Annotated in this window: 12 protein-coding genes; 2 read left to right on the top strand and 10 right to left on the bottom strand. The window is 65.0% G+C overall.

From position 1 onward, the window contains the following. Positions 1–31 precede the first annotated feature (31 nt). The 3 genes from AC1ROK_RS08355 to AC1ROK_RS08345 all read right to left on the bottom strand — a co-directional run bounded on the left by AC1ROK_RS08355 (position 32) and on the right by AC1ROK_RS08345 (position 3,161). The gene (locus AC1ROK_RS08355) at positions 32–871 is read right to left on the bottom strand and encodes a carbohydrate ABC transporter permease (RefSeq protein WP_492845713.1); all 840 of its coding nucleotides are present in this window, start codon (positions 869–871) and stop codon (positions 32–34) included. Further along, entirely contained in the window at positions 868–1,770 is a 903-nt protein-coding gene (locus tag AC1ROK_RS08350) for a carbohydrate ABC transporter permease (RefSeq protein WP_492845711.1), read from the bottom strand. The genes AC1ROK_RS08355 and AC1ROK_RS08350 overlap by 4 nt, the downstream gene beginning before the upstream one ends. Positions 1,771–1,853: 83 nt before the next feature. Further along, positions 1,854–3,161, bottom strand: coding sequence for an ABC transporter substrate-binding protein (locus AC1ROK_RS08345; RefSeq protein ID WP_492845710.1), 1,308 nt, complete (start codon positions 3,159–3,161; stop codon positions 1,854–1,856). Positions 3,162–3,411: 250 nt separating this feature from the next. Here AC1ROK_RS08345 and AC1ROK_RS08340 point away from each other — a divergent pair, with 250 nt between their 5' ends. Further along, positions 3,412–5,040: a GMC family oxidoreductase gene (locus AC1ROK_RS08340; protein WP_492845708.1), complete on the top strand. Its 1,629-nt coding sequence runs from the start codon at positions 3,412–3,414 to the stop codon at positions 5,038–5,040. Between the two features lie 246 nt (positions 5,041–5,286). Here the strand turns inward: AC1ROK_RS08340 and AC1ROK_RS08335 are convergent, their stop codons facing one another. The 4 genes from AC1ROK_RS08335 to AC1ROK_RS08320 all read right to left on the bottom strand — a co-directional run bounded on the left by AC1ROK_RS08335 (position 5,287) and on the right by AC1ROK_RS08320 (position 11,601). Continuing rightward, positions 5,287–8,469, bottom strand: a complete 3,183-nt coding sequence (locus AC1ROK_RS08335) for an alpha-mannosidase (protein WP_492845706.1) — start codon at positions 8,467–8,469, stop codon at positions 5,287–5,289. 5 nt (positions 8,470–8,474) lie between these two features. Then, positions 8,475–9,287 (bottom strand): carbohydrate ABC transporter permease, encoded by an 813-nt coding sequence (locus AC1ROK_RS08330; protein WP_492845704.1) that lies wholly within the window; start codon positions 9,285–9,287, stop codon positions 8,475–8,477. After that, positions 9,287–10,177 (bottom strand): carbohydrate ABC transporter permease, encoded by an 891-nt coding sequence (locus AC1ROK_RS08325; protein ID WP_492845702.1) that lies wholly within the window; start codon positions 10,175–10,177, stop codon positions 9,287–9,289. The genes AC1ROK_RS08330 and AC1ROK_RS08325 overlap by 1 nt, the downstream gene beginning before the upstream one ends. 110 nt (positions 10,178–10,287) lie before the next feature. Then, positions 10,288–11,601, bottom strand: a complete 1,314-nt coding sequence (locus AC1ROK_RS08320; protein WP_492845700.1) for an extracellular solute-binding protein — start codon at positions 11,599–11,601, stop codon at positions 10,288–10,290. Between the two features lie 282 nt (positions 11,602–11,883). Between AC1ROK_RS08320 and AC1ROK_RS08315 the strand changes: the two genes are divergently transcribed. Next, positions 11,884–12,927 carry a LacI family transcriptional regulator gene (locus tag AC1ROK_RS08315; RefSeq protein WP_492845698.1) on the top strand — a complete coding sequence of 348 codons (1,044 nt, stop codon included), beginning with the start codon at positions 11,884–11,886 and terminating at the stop codon, positions 12,925–12,927. Between the two features lie 220 nt (positions 12,928–13,147). Here the strand turns inward: AC1ROK_RS08315 and AC1ROK_RS08310 are convergent, their stop codons facing one another. The 3 genes from AC1ROK_RS08310 to AC1ROK_RS08300 all read right to left on the bottom strand — a co-directional run bounded on the left by AC1ROK_RS08310 (position 13,148) and on the right by AC1ROK_RS08300 (position 15,691). Next, positions 13,148–13,951, bottom strand: coding sequence for an alpha/beta fold hydrolase (locus AC1ROK_RS08310; RefSeq protein ID WP_492845696.1), 804 nt, complete (start codon positions 13,949–13,951; stop codon positions 13,148–13,150). 125 nt (positions 13,952–14,076) lie between these two features. Then, entirely contained in the window at positions 14,077–15,219 is a 1,143-nt protein-coding gene (locus AC1ROK_RS08305) for an alpha-D-ribose 1-methylphosphonate 5-triphosphate diphosphatase (protein WP_492845694.1), read from the bottom strand. 145 nt (positions 15,220–15,364) lie between these two features. Further along, positions 15,365–15,691, bottom strand: coding sequence for an NIPSNAP family protein (locus AC1ROK_RS08300; RefSeq protein WP_492845692.1), 327 nt, complete (start codon positions 15,689–15,691; stop codon positions 15,365–15,367). Positions 15,692–15,769 lie beyond the last annotated feature (78 nt).

Genomic DNA, 15,769 nt, shown 5'->3' with positions numbered 1-15,769 from the left:
GGTGCCAGTCTCCCAAGGGTTTGCAGAGTTGCTATTGCTTGACCGCGCCGGCGAGGATGCCGGCGACGAAATGACGTTGCAGGAACAGGAACAGCCCGAGCACCGGCAGTACCGACACCATCGTGCCGGCGAGCAACTGGCCGTAATCGGTGTCGCTGAGCCCCTGCAGCGAGGCGAGGGCGACGGGCACGGTGTAGGCGTCCGAAGTCCTCAAGACGATCAGCGGGTAGACGAAGTCATTCCACTGCGCGAGGAACAGGAAGATGCCGAGCGCCGCCAGCGCCGGCCGCATCGTCGGCAGGACGATCTGCGCGAAGATGCGGAACTCGCCGGCGCCGTCGACCCGCGCCGCCTGGATCAGTTCGTCCGGCACCGATTGCATGGTCTGGCGCATCAGGAAGATGCCGAAGGGCAGCGCCAGGTTGGGCAGGATCAGCGCCTGGTAGGTGTTGAGCCAGTTGAGCTGCACCATGATCTGGAACAGCGGCACCAGCGTCACCTGCGACGGCAGCGCCAGGATCACCAGCACGATGCCGAACAGCACGCCCTGGCCGGGGAAGCGGAACTTGGCGAAGGCATAGCCGGCCGCCGTGCAGACGAGGCCGCCGAGCAGGGCATAGATGGTCGCGACCAGGGTGGAGTTCAGCACCGCCTGGCCGAAGCCCTCGCCGACGAACAGGTTCGTGAGGTTGACCCACAGCTGGTCGCCGGGCACGAGGTTCGGCGGGTTGGAGAAGATGTCGCTGGTGCGGTGTGTGCTGGCGATGATCAGCCAGTAGAACGGCGCCAGCATCAGCACGCCGCCGATGGCGATGACGGTGCTGACCGCGAGGCTCGCGGCGCGCGCCTGAGGGCTGCGATCGGTCCTCATGCCTCTCTCTCCCTCAGGAACCGGAACTGGATGAGCGCGATCACTCCGATGATGCCGGTCAGCACGTAGCCGATGGCCGAGGCGTAGCCGAAATCGAAGTACTTGAAGCCGTTCTGGTAGAGGTACATGCCGATGGTCAGCGTGGCGTTATTGGGCCCGCCATTGGTCAGCACATAGGGCTCGTCGAAGAGCTGCAGCGTCCCGATAGTCGAGAGCACGACGGTGAGGGTGATCGCAGGCCGGAGCCCGGGCAGGGTGATGTGCCAGAAGCGCTGCCAGGCGGTAGCGCCATCGATCTCGGCGGCTTCATAAAGTTCGCCGGGGATCGACTGCAGCTGCGCCAGGTAAATCACCGCACTGTTGCCGGTATAGTGCCACGTCAGCGCGATGATGATCGACACCTTGGCCCACACCGGATCGGCCAGCCACGGCACCCGCGGCAACCCCACGGACTCGAGCAGGAAATTCACCAGCCCGTGGTGGCTGTTGAGCAGCGTCGAGAACAGGATGCCGTAGGCGACCAACCCCATGACGATCGGCACGAAATAGGCTGTGCGCCAGAAGGCGCGGAACTTCAGCAGCGCCGAGTTGAAGGCCACGGCGAGCAGCAGCGCCAGCCCCAGCATCAGCGGCACCTGGGTGACGAGGATGATGAGCGTGTTGGTGAGCGCCTTGTAGAAGATCGGATCGGTCGCGAGCCGTCCGTAATTGCCCAGCCCGACAAAGGTCGTCTGACCCTTGATGATCTTGGTGAGGCTCAGCCATGCCGCGTAGAGGTACGGGTAGACCTTGAAACCGGCGAACAGCACCAGCACCGGCAACAGGAACAGGTAGGGCGTGAGGCGCGGCGCGGAGCCTCGCCAGCGCCGGCGGGTGGCCGGCTGCAGCTTGGACGTCATCTGAACCACCGAAAGGGAAGGGGTGGCGGCAGGACCGGGAGGAAACCCATAGTCCTGCCGCCGTAACGCTCAGGCGGAGCGTATCAGTTGGCGATGGCGCGACCGGTCTGGCCCGCGACCAGCGCGGCGGCCTCGTCGAGCACCGTCTTGGGGTCGGCGCCGCTCAGCAGCACCTGCGTCTGGGCGTCGGTATAGGCCTTGAGCGCCCGGGCATAGTCGGTGGTGTAGTTCACCACGGGGGTCTTCTGGCCAAGTTCGTCGATGAAGAATTTGTTCACCTCGGCGTCGAAGTAAGCGCTCTTCTTGACGAAGCCGTCGCTCTCCAGCATCGGCTTGAAGCCGGGGAACATGCCGCCGCCCGCATAGGTCGCCTGCTGCCCCTCGAGCGTGCCCATGGCGTATTTGACGAACTCCCAGGCCGCCTCTTTGTTCGGGCTGGTGCCCGCTACCGAGAGGTAAGTGCCGCCCGAGATCGCCGCGGTCAGCCCGCCGGGCTCCACTGCCGGCGGCAGCCTCAGGCCCCACTTGCCAGCCATGTCGGGCGCTTCGTTCTCGAACACGCCGGCCGCCCACGATGCCGCCGGGATCACCGCGACATTGGTCTGTCCCTTGATCTGCAGTATGAAATTGTCCCAGCCGCCCGGGATATCGGCGACGACGCCGGCGTCATTGGCCTTCTTGATCCACTCGAGCGAGCGGAGGCCGGCCGGCCCGTTCATGGTGATCTCGCCGGCGGCGTTGAAGTAGAAGCTGCCCTGGAGGTTGGTGAGCAACTGCCATAGCCCGGCGGAGTCGGCGACAGTCGCCGCCTTGTCCATCGAGATCAGCGGCGCCCCGGTCACCTCCTTGATCTTCTTGCCGGCCTCCAGCAGGTCATCCCAGGTGGCGATCGAATTGATGTCGACGCCCGCCTGCTCGAACAGATCCTTGCGATAGAAGAAGCCCGACGTGTTGACCTCGTAGGGGATGCCGTAGACTCCGCCGTCGGCCGACGAGCCGCTGGCCCACATGCCCGAGGGGAACTGCGCCGCAAGGTCGTTGGCGCCGACTTCGCTCAGGTTGACGAGGCCGGTGGGGAAGGTCTCGATGTAGTTGCCGATATAGTCGATGCCGATATTGAGCACGTCGGCGAGCCCGGCGCCGCCGGCCGCCATGCCAGCGGTGATCTTGTCCCAGATCGCCGGGTTGCCGACGTCTTCCACCTTCACCGTCACGCCGGGGTGCAGCTTGTTGAAGCCGGCGACCGCCGCTTCGAGCCCGTCGGCGGGCGCCGTCCAGCTCCACACCGTGATAGTGCCGGTCAGCTCCTCTGCGGGGGCGGCCGTGACCAGCGTCGCGATCGCAGTGGTGGCAAGGGCCAGCCGTGTCAGGCGCCCGGTTGCCGCAAACAAACGTCCTACCGTGTTGTCCAGTTTTTCCTCCTCAGGATTCCTCGGTCCCCGATCGTCCCGTGCGGCTGGCCACCAGACTTCGCTGGTTGGTTTTCACCGTGCCGCCGGGATCGGATCGTGCCGGACGCTAGCAGCGGAAATTCCGTCTTGCAATAGTTCGTTGCAAATTTGCAGAAATCTGGACAACGCAGTGATGCGATTGACGAGGGGCCAGAACGCGTGGTCACTGCCGCGGGGAGCAAAGGGGGCCGTGCTGAATACCGACGTCGTCGACACTGGGGCACCGCGCTTCGACTACATCGTGGTCGGGGCGGGCAGTGCGGGCTGCACGCTGGCCAATCGGTTGACGGCCTCGGGCCGGCATTCGGTGCTGCTGCTCGAAGCCGGCGGCAAGGATGACTGGATCTGGTTCCACATCCCGGTCGGTTACCTCTACGCCATGGGTAACCCGCGGGCCGACTGGTGCTATCGCACCGAGCCGGTGCCTGGACTGAACGGACGCTCGCTCGGCTATCCGCGCGGCAAGGTGATCGGCGGCTCGTCGGCCATCAACGGCATGATCTACATGCGCGGCCAGGCCGCCGACTACGATCACTGGCGCCAGCTCGGCAATCCCGGCTGGGGCTGGGACGACGTGCTGCCGCACTTCCTGCGCAGCGAACGGCGCGAGGGCGAGCCGAGCCCGCATCACGGCCAGGATGGCGAGTTGCGCGTTGAAAGAATGCGGCTCAGCTGGAAGGTGCTCGACCTGTTCCGTGCCGCTGCGATCGAGCAAGGCATCCCCGGGACCTCCGATTTCAACGGCGGCGACAACGAGGGCGTCGGCTATTTCGAGGTCAATCAGAACAAGGGCCTGCGCTGGTCCGCGGCTTCGGCCTTCCTCAAGCCGGCTCTGGGCCGCCCGAACCTGACGCTATGGACCGGTGCGCAGGCCTTGCGGCTGGTGACCGAGGGGCGCCGGGTTACCGGCATCGAGATCCGGCACCAGGGCCAGACCAAGCTGCTCAGAGCCGGTCGCGAGGTGGTGCTCTCGGCCGGAGCGGTGAACTCGCCGCAGTTGCTGCAGCTCTCCGGCATCGGCAACCCCGAGCGGTTGGCCGAGCACGGCATCGCCACGGTGCACGAGCTGCCGCAGGTGGGCGAGAACCTGCAGGATCACCTGCAGCTGCGCATGATCTTCAAGGTCAGCGGCCTGCCGACGCTCAACGTCTCGGCCAACAGCCTTGCCGGCAAGGCCGGCATGGCGATGCAATACGCACTGGCACGACGTGGGCCGATGACCATGGCGCCCTCGCAGATGGGCGGCTTTACCCGCTCGTCACCGGAGCGTGCCACCCCCGACCTGCAGTTTCATGTGCAACCGCTGAGCCTCGACAAGTTCGGCGAACCACTGCACCGCTTCCCGGCCTTCACCGCGACGGTTTGCAACCTCCGTCCGCACAGCCGCGGCCACATCCGCCTCGCCAGCGCCGACCCCTCCGCCGCGCCGCTGATCCAGCCGAACTATCTGTCCGAAGCTGCCGATCGCGACGTGGCGGTGGAGGCGATACGGCTGGTGCGGCGCATCGTGCTGGAGAGCCCGGCCCTCGCACCGTACCGACCCGAGGAGTATCGGCCGGGGTCAAGCTTCAGCAGCGACGCCGAGTTGGAGCAGGCGGCCGGCGATATCGGCACCACCATCTTCCATCCGGTCGGTACCTGCCGCATGGGCAGCGACCCCGCCGCGGTGGTCGATCCGCGCCTGCGGCTCAACGGTCTCGCCGGCCTCCGCATCGCCGACGCCTCGGTGATGCCGACGATCACGTCAGGCAACACCAATGCCCCCACCATCATGATCGCCGAGAAAGCCGCAGCAATGATGCTTGAGGATGCTGGTTAAGCAGTCACGAGGGCTCTGTTTCCCAGCGACTTGCTGCTGATATCAGACGGCTCGTCCCTCTCCCCTGAGGGGAGAGGGTAGTGTAGCTAGGACCGAAGGACCGTAGCGAAACTAGGGTGAGGGGTTCAGCTTCTCAGCGAGCGCGTGTTGCGCCGCTTCACCCTCAGCCGGCGCTTCGCGCCACCTTCTCCCCTGAGGGGAGAAGGGAAGAACATCACAGCCGGTACTTCAGCCGCGTCGCTCGGTTCACCCCGCCTCCACTTCCAGCAGCAGCGTTGCGATCTCGAATGGCCTGAGCTGTAGCGTCACGCTGTTGCCGTTGAGCGCAACCGGCTCGCCACCCTCTTCCATCAGGTTCACCAGCTTCGCCGATTTCACCGGCACGCCGAAGCTGATCGTGGCGTTGGCGCGGGCGTTGGCGTGTTCGAACACCCGCAGCACCAGGCCATCGCTCTTTTCCGCCTTCTTCACCGTTTCCAGCGTGACGTTCGGCTTGTCGACCGAGGCGAAGGAGAAGCTGGTGCTGTCCGTCGGGACGGAGGCCTGCGCCGAGGCATCGCCGATCACCGCCACCGGGTTGTTGAACCGCTCGGCCGCCACCGGCACGTCTGAGAGGTCGCTGACCCCGTTATGCACGAGGAGCGCATATTTGATGCGGTGTTCGCCGCGGTCTGACGCCGGGTCGGGGAAGGTGGCGCCGCGCAGCAGCGTGATACGCACCAACTGCTCCACCGCGTCATAGCCATACTTGCTGTCGTTAAGCAGCGCGGCGCCGAAATCCGGCTCGCTGATATCCACCCAGCGATGCATGCTGGCCTCGAACCGCGCCCGATCCCAGCTGGTATTGCGGTGCGTGGCGCGCTTCACATGGCCGAACTGGATCTCCGAGCGGATCTCGGAAATGTTGAGATCGAACGGGAACTCCGCCTTCAGCACCGTCTGGCGCTCCTGCCAGTCGACGAAGGTGTCGAATTCCACCTGCCGGGCGTCCGCTTCCAGCGACACCACCTGCACCACTTTGGAGCTGAGATACTGCCGCTCGATGCGGAGCGCCGCGCGATAGGGGCCGGTCTCCACCACCTCGATCTTCGCCTTGTTGGCCGAGAGCAGCCAGAACTGCTCCTCGAAATAGCGGTCGATGTCCCAGGCGTCCCAGTTGAGCGGCTTGTCCTCGTAGGCGACAAGCCGGTTCGCCGTCTCGCCCCTGGCGATCAGCTCGCGGCCATGCTGCTTGTCGAACACCGAGGTGATCTCGCCGTTGCCGTCGAAGCTGACGCGGACGTATTCGTTCTCGAGTCGCGAGGTCGAGGCCGCAAGGCTCGATTTGGGCGCGGTACCGTCGGCCACGAGTGTCGCCGAAGCCCAGCCCAGCGCCGGCAGGTCGGCCGGCGCCGCGAGCGTCGAGCTGCCATCGGCGCCGACCAGCGCCTGCAACGGCAGTGCCTCGCCGCCCTGGCTGAGCGCCGAACCCGCGACCGCGCCATCGATGCGCACCAGCGCCTTGTTGCGCGCATGGCCGGTGAAGTTGAACAGCTGCAAGCCGCCTTTGCCGGTCGGCGCGATCGCTTTCGCGGCGCTGTGCCAGGGGCCGTTCCCCGACCCCAGCGTCGAGAACAGCCCGGCATATTCGGCATCGCTGTCGACATAGACCTCGGCGATCGAGGTGCCTGGCAGGATGTCGTGGAACTGGTTGATCAGCACCAGCTCCCAGAACTCGTTGAGCTTTTCGCTGGGGTAGGGCGCCCCGGTGCGCATCGCCATGGCGCTGAGGAATTCGAGTTCGCGCAGCACCCGCTCGGCCCGCCGGTTATTGGCCTTGTTCTTGGCCACATTGGTCAGCGTGCCGCGGTGATATTGCAGGTAGAGCTCGCCGTTCCAGACGGGGAAGCGCCCGGCGTTCTCGTCCATCTTCTTGCTGAGCCGCTTGAGGAACGGTCCGATGCCCTCGAGTTTCACCTTCGGTGCGCCCGGAATGCCTCGCTCCAGCCGGGTGCCGCGCTCGATCATGGCGCGGGTCGGCCCGCCACCGCCATCGCCATAGCCGTAGCAGACCAGCACCTCGTCGTTCACCGACTTGGGCTCATAGCGCTTCCAGGCACCCATCACCTCGGAGACCGAAAGGTCCGAGTTGTAGGTGGTGAAAATCCGCTCGCTGTCGAACTTCTGCGCCGTGATCAGCTGCGCCTTGGTTTTGGTGCCGTCGATGCCGCGCCAGAAAAACGTGTCGTAGGGGTGCCGGTCGGTATCGTTCCAGCTGAGCTTCGACGTAATGAAATACTCGAGCCCCGAGCGCTCGAGGATCTGCGGCATGTTCGCCGAATAGCCGAACGTGTCGGGCAGCCATACGGTCTTGGGCACCACGCCAAAATGCTCGAGGTGGAAGCGTCGGCCGCGCATGATCTGGCGCACCATGGATTCGCCCGAGACGATGTTGGCGTCGGGCTCCACCCACATGGCGCCTTCGATCTCGAACTGCCCCGATTTCACCCGCTCGACCACGCCGGCCCAGATCTCCGGGTAGTCCTTCTTCAGGAAGTCGAACAGCACCGACTGGTTGTACATGAAGACGAATTGCGGGTACTCGGCCATCAGCGCCAGCACCGTCGCAAAGCTGCGGCCGGTCTTGTCCCGGGTATGCATCACCCGCCACAGCCAGCCGACATCGAGATGGGTATGTCCCACCGCCGAAACCGTCGGCTGCACCTCGGTATCGACCAGCTCGTAAATCTGGCCGGCGATCTTCTCGGCCGCATCGAGCGAAGCTTCGAACTCCGGCGTCACCCCGCCGCGCCGATCGAGTGTTCGCAGCGACTGCTCGACGAGGTTCATGATGGCATGGCGGCGGCCATCGATCTGCGTCAGCCGGGTTGCGACTTCCAGCGGCGTCAGCAGGTCGAAATAGAGCTGCTCGGCCCGCGCATGGCGCACCAGCAGTTCGACCTTGAAGCCGACCAGCGGCCGGTCGAAGAAGGTGAAGGCGTTGACCAGCAGCGTCCGCTTGGTGCCCGGAACCGCGTCTTGCGCAATCACCAGTTCGGTGTGGTTGCCGTCGATCGCCTGCGCCACGTGGCCGTCGAGATAGGCCAAGCACTGCGGATCGGTGGTGCCGGGGCGGTCCTGCCACTGCGAGGAAAAGCGCAGCACGAAGGTCTTGCCGCGCGCCGCCTCGGGCACCGTCACGTCGGCGGCGAACCAGGTGTGGCCCTGCTTCTTGGCCCATACGGTCTTGTTGGTGAAATCCTGCCAGCTGCCGGTATCTGCCTTGAGCGCCTCGTTGGCGCTGAGTTCGGCTTCGGTGTAGCGCCAGGCAAAATCGCCGGAGATCGGCGTCAGGATCTTGCTGCGCAGGTCCTCGCACAGCCGAAAGAGCTTCTCCTCCTGTTTGATGTCATCGTCGAGGAGGCCGAGCTTGCTCGCCAGTACGTTCATTTAGTCTATCCCTTTACCCCGACACCGGCGAAACCGGTGTTCATGTTCCGCCGCAGCAGGAAGTACACGCCGACCGCCGGCGCTGCATAAATGATGGAGAATGCGGCGAGGAACCCGTAGTCGATGGCTCCCATCCGCCCGAACGCGCCATAGAGGCCCACCGACATCGGGAAGGCCGCCTCGACGCGCGAGAAGATCAGCGGCAGCAGGAACTCGTTCCAGGCGCCGGTGAAGCTGAAGAACCAGACCACTGCCAACCCTGCCCGCGACATCGGCAGGACGATGCCGGTGACGATCTGCCAGAGCGAAGCGCCGTCGACATAAGCCGCCTCTTCGAGCTCTATCGGCACCGTGTCGAAGAAGTTCTTCAAGAGCAGCAGGGTGAAGGGGAGGTTGAGGCAGCTCAGCGCCAGCATGACGCCGAACTGATTCAGCAGCCCCGACCGCTGGGCCGCGAAATAGAGCGGCACCAGCACGCCCACCGAAGGCAGCATGCGCAGCAGCACGAGCGTCCACAGCAGGGCGTTCTTGCCCGGCATTCTGAGGCGCGACAACGGGTAGGCGGCGGCGGCGCCGACAACCACGCTGATGGTTGCCGTTCCCGCCGCGATCAGCAGCGAATTGAGGAACATTCGCCCGGCATCGCCACCGATGGCGCCGGTGAAGTTGTCTATGCCGAAGCTTTGTGGCCAGGCCAGCCGACCGGTGGCGGCAGTGTCGAAGGCGTTGCTGAACAGCCAGGCGAAGGGGCTGACCCAGATCAGCGCCATGAAGGCGAGCGCGATCGCCATCGGTCGCGAGAGCGTCGTGCGTTCCATTACTTGGGCTCCCGCAGCATGCGTAGATAGACGGTGGAAAGGGCGCCGACGATCAGCAGCATGGCCACCGAGATGGCGCTGCCGAAGCCGAGATTGCCGCGGGCAAAACTCTGATTATAGAGGAACACCGCCAGCGTTTCCGTCTGCCGGCCCGGCCCGCCGCCCGTCATCGCGAAGATCAGCGGGAAGTAGGTGAAGGTCCAGATGGTGATAAACAAGAGGTTCGTGGCGATGTGCGGCCGAATGATCGGTAGCACCACCAGCCAGGCGCGCTGCCAGCGGGTCGCGCCGTCGATCTTGGCGGCCTCGATGATCTCCCTGGGCACCGAGTCGAGCGCCGCGACGAACAGCAGGTAACTCCAGGCCGTGCCTTTCCAGATATTGGCGATCGTCACGACCGGCAGGGCGAGATCGTTGATGAAGTTGATCGGCTCGAGGCCGAACGGAACGACGAACAGCGAATTGATCAGGCCGGTCTGCGATGTGGTGGCGGACCACAGGAAGGCCGCGACGATGTCGGGCAGCAGCCAGCCGAGCATGATGCAGATTTCGACGACACTGCGGGTGGTGGAGAACGTGCCGCGCAGGGTCGCCGCAAGCAGGAACCCGAGGACCGACTGGCCGACGATCGCCGAGAAAAAGACGAAGACCACAGTGGTCCAGAGCGACTCGAGGAAGCCTTTGCGAGTGAACAGCCGCTCGTAGTTTTCGAGGCCCACCCAGGACCATTCGACCGCCTTGCGGCCGGTCAGGCCCAGGTCGGTGAAACTGAAGGTGAAGGCCCAGCCGGTGAAGTAGAGCAGCGCGCCGACCAGAGCGATCGCGGGCAGCATGGCGGCACTGAGCAACCAGAGGTTGCTGGTGATCCAGGGGTTGGCCTGGTGTCTCATGGACGGCTCGTTCGAATAGAGGACGAAACTGGACCCGCGCCGGCAGGGCCGACATCAACCGTCACGGCGGCGCCCGCTCGTCTGGGCGCCGCCGCACCGGGAGGATCCGCTTATTCGTACGTGATCACCTTGTCCTCGCCGAACTCGTCGACGAGTGCGTCGTGGTAGTTCTTCACTGTGTCTTCGACGCTGGCGCCGTCGAGGATTTCAGTGGTCATCTGCTGCACCAGGGCCGAAACGGTCTGGTAGCCGGGGATGGTGTCGCGACCGGTGGTGTCGGCTGCCAGCGCGGTCGCCTTGGCGAGGTACGCATCGGCCATGTATTCGGGTGACTCGGAGATGTCGGTGCGGACGCCCATCCGATGGTTCTTGATGGTCCAGTCCTTGAAGTTCCCGACGTCGAAGATGGTGGTGAGCAGCTGGAACGCCTTGGCCTTGTCGGCGGCCTTGGAGTTCACCGCGATGGTCCAGCCACCCGAGATGTTGGTGGTCGCTTTGGTGCCCGGATCGCCCGAGCCCGGCCATGGCGTCCAGCCGACCATGGCGTCGCGCTCTTCGCGGCTGGGCAAGTTCACCCCGTTGCAGTCCCACAGGCAGGCATCTTCCCACGAGCCGGAGGCGAGAATGCCGAGCTGGTCGTTGGCCAGCGCCTCGCGCACCGCGGCGCCAGTGTCGGCGGCGTAGTTGAGGTCGGCCGGCTGGCCGATGTCGTGATAGACCTTGCGATAGAGCTCGAGCGTCTTGCGGATCGCCGGGCTGTCGCCGATCCACTGGCCGGTTTCGCGGTTGAGCAGGCGGTTGCGATCGCCTTCAGGCACGTCGGCGCCGAGCAGCGCCATATAGAAGCCCTGCATGGTGGCGCCTTCGCCCTGCTTGATGCCGGCCGGCAGCTGGAACGGATACTTCACACCCGCGTCCTTGAGCTTCTGTGCAGCGTCGAGCACATCGGCCCAGCTCTTGGGCTCCCATGGCAGCGCGATGCCGGCCTTCTCGAAGTTGGATTTGTCGTACCACAGCATGCGCACGTCGGTGTCGGTCGGCAGTGCATAGACCGCGCCATCGTAGGATGCGACGTCCAAGAGGCCGGGCATGTAATACTGGTACTGGTCCCAGCCCTTGGCCGATTCAGTCAGAGGCTCGAGGTAGCCGGACGAGGCGAACTCGGAGACCATGAACGAGTCGAGCTGGATCACATCGGCTGCGGTACCCGCAGCGAGGTCGAGCGAGGTGCGCTGGTCGTAAGCGGCACCCGGCAGCTTGATCGCCTCGACCTTCTCGCCGGTGGCGGCTTCGTAGTTGGCGATACCGGGCTCGACCAGAGAGGCCAGCCACTCGGCGTACATGATGCTCACCGCCTGTGCGGGGGCAGTGGCTGCCAGCAGCGCCAGCGCCGCCGCAGACGCCAAGAGAGTCCGTTTAAGCATGAATTCCTCCTCCAAGGGTTTGGCGTCGCAACCCTCATGCGTGGGCTGCGCGGCACCTCCTGAGTGCGCGCAGAGCTAAGCGCATTTATTGCAACGTTGCAATGATTGGTGCAGAATTCTTCGAGTGACGTGCGTCATGAAGAATTTGATGTTGAAATTCAATATGATAGACGTGGATTGGATTGCTGATCCGCCATCTGCACCGTTTGCATCGATGCAATTTTCTGCAGTTCCCGCCACTCAGTGGCAGGTGTATGAGGAGGCGGGGTTCAAGAAGCGACGATGACGAAGTTCAGGCCAGAAGCCAGCAGGGGCATCCGCAAGCCTTCGGGCAAGCGGGCAACGCTGAAGACCATCTCGGAACTGACCGGGCTGAGCCTGTCGACGGTGTCGCTGTCGCTGCGCGGCGGCGCTTCGCTGAAGGAGGAGACCCGCCAGAAGGTGGCCGAGGCGGCAGCGCAGGTCGGCTACGTGCCGGATCGCGCCGGGGTGCGCCTCAGGACTGGCAAGACCAACGTCATCGCCCTGGTGCTCGACGGCTCCGACGAAGCCATCGACTTCTCACGTCACATGATCCGCGGCATCGGCGACGCCATCGGCGGCACCCGCTACCACCTGACCGTGATGCCCGAGTTCGACCGCAACCGTTCGGTCGAGACTGTCCGCTACATTCTCGAGAACCGCACCGCCGACGGCGTCATCATCACTCATACCGGCGCCCGCGACCGTCGCGTGCAACTGATGATGGACCATGATTTCCCGTTCGTCAGCCACGGCCGCACCGAGTTCTTCACCCCGCACGCCTTCCACGATTTCCATTCCGAGGCGTTTGCCGAACTGGCGGTGGAGCGGCTGGCCGATACCGGCGCGCACGACATCCTGCTGTCGGTCGGCGACGGCACCACCAACAACTACCACAACATCGTCCGCACCTTCGAACGCACCGTGGCCCGCCGCGGTATTACCGGTCGCGTCGTGGTGCAGGACGGCATCCGCCCCGCCTCCGCCGAAATGCGCCAGTTCGGCCGCGATCTCGCCGACAAACCGGACCGGCCTGACGGCATTATCTGCGACAGCGAAACCCGCGCCATCTCGATGCTGTGCGGCCTCGAGGATGGCGGCGTGCTGCTCGGCCGCGACATCCGCTTCATCTGCAAGCAGACCTCGGACATCCTTTCGACCGTCTTCCCCAACGTCGATACCATCGAGGAAGACGTCTATGCCGCTGGGCTGGAACTCACCCGCCTGCTGTTACGGCGCATCGACGGCGAGCCGGCGGAGTCGCTGCAGACGCTGAGCGAACCGGTCGCGCACTGGCGGAGCTAGAACTGACGGTGCAGTCGGCGACTCCTCGCCCCTGAGGGGAGAGGGTAGTGCAGCTAGGACCTTTAGGTCCGTAGCGGAACTTGGGTGAGGGGTTCAGCTTCTCAACGAGCACTCGTTGCACCGCTTCACCCCTCAACCGGCCTTCGGCCACCTCTCGGCGAGGGCTACGCCCTCGTCCGGTTCCCCTAGGGGAGAAGGGACCCAGCCGCTGGTGTCGGTGCTAGGCGCCAACGCGGCCGAGAAACCTCAGCACTTCCCGGTTGAACACCTCCGGCCGCTGCAGCGGTGCGAAATGGCTCACGCCAGGCAACTGCACCAGTTCCGCTCCCGGGATGGTCCGCGCCAGATACGCCGCGTGCTCGGGCCGGATGAATTCGTCGTGCTCGCTTTGAGCGACCGTCACCGGCACGCGGATCGCCTCGAGGTCCTCGGCCGTGTAGTTCGGCTGCGTCCGCTGCATCAGTCCCACCGCATCGGCGAATTGACTGAATGCATCGGGTGTCGCCGAGAGCCGCGCATAGTCCTTCACGTGCCGCCCGAAGCAGCGGTCGATCACCGGCGTTGGCGTGAACGGGTAGGTGCCGCTGGGGTCGACGTTACAGGCGAAGTAGAACAGCCCGCGCACCCGCTCCGGCGCCCTGTCGGCCATGATCAGGCCGATCACCGCGCCATCGCTCCAGCCGACGATCGCAGCGCGCTTGAGCCCCAGCGCGTCCATCACCGCGAAGACGTCGGTCGCCATCAGCTCGTAGCTGTAGGGGCGCTCGTCGCGCGAACTGTGGCCATGGCCGCGGCTATCGACCACCACTACCTGGTGGCCAGCATCGACCAGTGGCTGCACCTGGTGCTGCCAGTTGCCGGCATGCCCCATCCCACCATGCAGCAGGATCACCGCCGAGCCGGAGCCAAAACTGGCATGCCATATCTGCGCTCCGTCATTGTCGACGTAAGCCGAGATGCCACCCGGCGGCAGCTCCGCGCCCACATCCTCGAAATGCTTCAGTTCGTCATCGCTGAACGTCATGGTCCCTGCTTGCTCGTTTCCGGTTGGCAACGCAACTGGTCGAGCGGGCTAGGGGCTATTCGACATTCCAGTGTGGTCGCGCTCTTCGAACCGGAAAAGTCTGCAACTTTTCCTGAAGGCGCTCGTCAGGCCAACTGTCTTCCGCCGACCCAGATGCCGCGGATCACCGGCTGATCGCCCACCAGCCGCACCCGCAGCAGATCGGCCCTGAGGCCCGGCGCCAGCCGACCGCGATCGGCCATGCCGATGGCATCGGCAGCGTTGGCCGTAACCTTGGCGATCGCCTCGTGGAGCGGCATGCCGCGCCCGGCGAGGATGAACGGCGCATGCAACAGGCTCGCCGGCACATAGTCCGAGGTGAGGAGGTCGAGCAGCCCGGCATCGGCAAGGCTGGCGGCGCTAGCATTGCCCGAATGCGAGCGGCCGAGCACCACATTGGGCGCCCCCATGACGATCTGCATCCTGAGTTCGCGCGCCCGCTGCGCCGCCACCAGCGTGGTCGGAAACTCGCTGATCGCGATGCCGTCGGCATAGGATTCCTCGACATCGGCGATGCTGGTGTCGTCATGGCTGGCGATGCGGAGATTGCGCGCCCGACCCAGCGCGCCGATCGCGGCGCGGCCGGGCACCACATAGGTGGTCTGGTCGGCCCGGCGTCCGGCGAGGTATTCGTCGAACTCCTCGTCGGTCCATACCTGCGAGTTCTTCTTGCGCCGGAATTCGCGATAGAGCTGGGTGTTGTGCCACTGCCGCTGTCCCGGCGTGTGATCCATCACGCTGAGCAGGCGCAGCGCCGGATTGTCGATATGGCGCTCGACGATTCCCAGCAGCGCCGGATCCGACAGCTCGCAGCGGAAATGCAGGTAGTGGTTGGCCTTCACCAGCCCGGCGTCGCGCGCCTCGGTCAGCCCGGTGATCGCTGCGTCGAGCATCGCCGTGCGCGCCCCGCCGCTGTCATAGTCACCGAGCGACAGCGCATCGAGCACCGTGGTGACGCCGCCGCCCAGCATCTGCCAGTCATGCGCCAGCACCGCCGACAGCGTCGATGGCCAGCGCACGCCCGGCCGCGGCTGGAAGTGGTGCTCCATATTGTCGGTATGCAGGTCGATCAGCCCCGGCAGCAGCAGGTCGCCCTCGAAGTCGATATCAAGGCCACCGCTCGCCTCGCCCACGGCCGCGATCTGGCCATCGGCGATGCCGAGCTCTCCCTCGATCACGGTATCGGGCAAGACGAGGCGGGCATTCCTGAAGGTGGTGTTCACGAGCATATCTTCCGGGTCTGGCAGGCAGCGCGGCACAGACTCACCGCGCGGGGAGGGCGAGAAGCGCTGCCTGATATGACATGTCCATGACGAATTGACGTCAAAGAGGCCCGGCGGTTCGATCAGCCGCGCCCGGCGAACCCCGCACCCCTCACTTCACGCTCGAGAAACTCGTCGGCGTCAGGAACTGGCTCGACACATTGGCGAGCAACGGCCCATTCACCTCCGACGCCTTGCGCGCCGCCTGCCATTCCGGGTCAGCCATGAACGCCGCCCATTTAGTCTCGCGTTCCGCCATGGAGTTCCAGCGGATCATATAGGTGAGGTCGTTGATCGAGTTGCCGATCGTCGTGGTCCAGAACCCGGCCTGCTCGATGCCGTGCCGCTTCCAGATACCGAGCGTGTGGTCCTCGAACCGGCGTTGCAGGTCGGCCATCCGGCCCGGCAGGCAGGTATAGATGCGCAACTCGTAGATCATGCTAGCTCCTTCGGCGCCCGTTTCTCGCGCCCGCCGCAGTTAGCCCACTACCGGCGGGATTGACAAACTCTCCCCCAC

It is taken from the genome of Devosia sp. GW821-FHT12F11 (assembly GCF_058806655.1).
The sequence above is the reverse complement of the archived record's forward strand: the minus strand, read 5'-3'. Positions and strand labels throughout refer to the sequence as shown.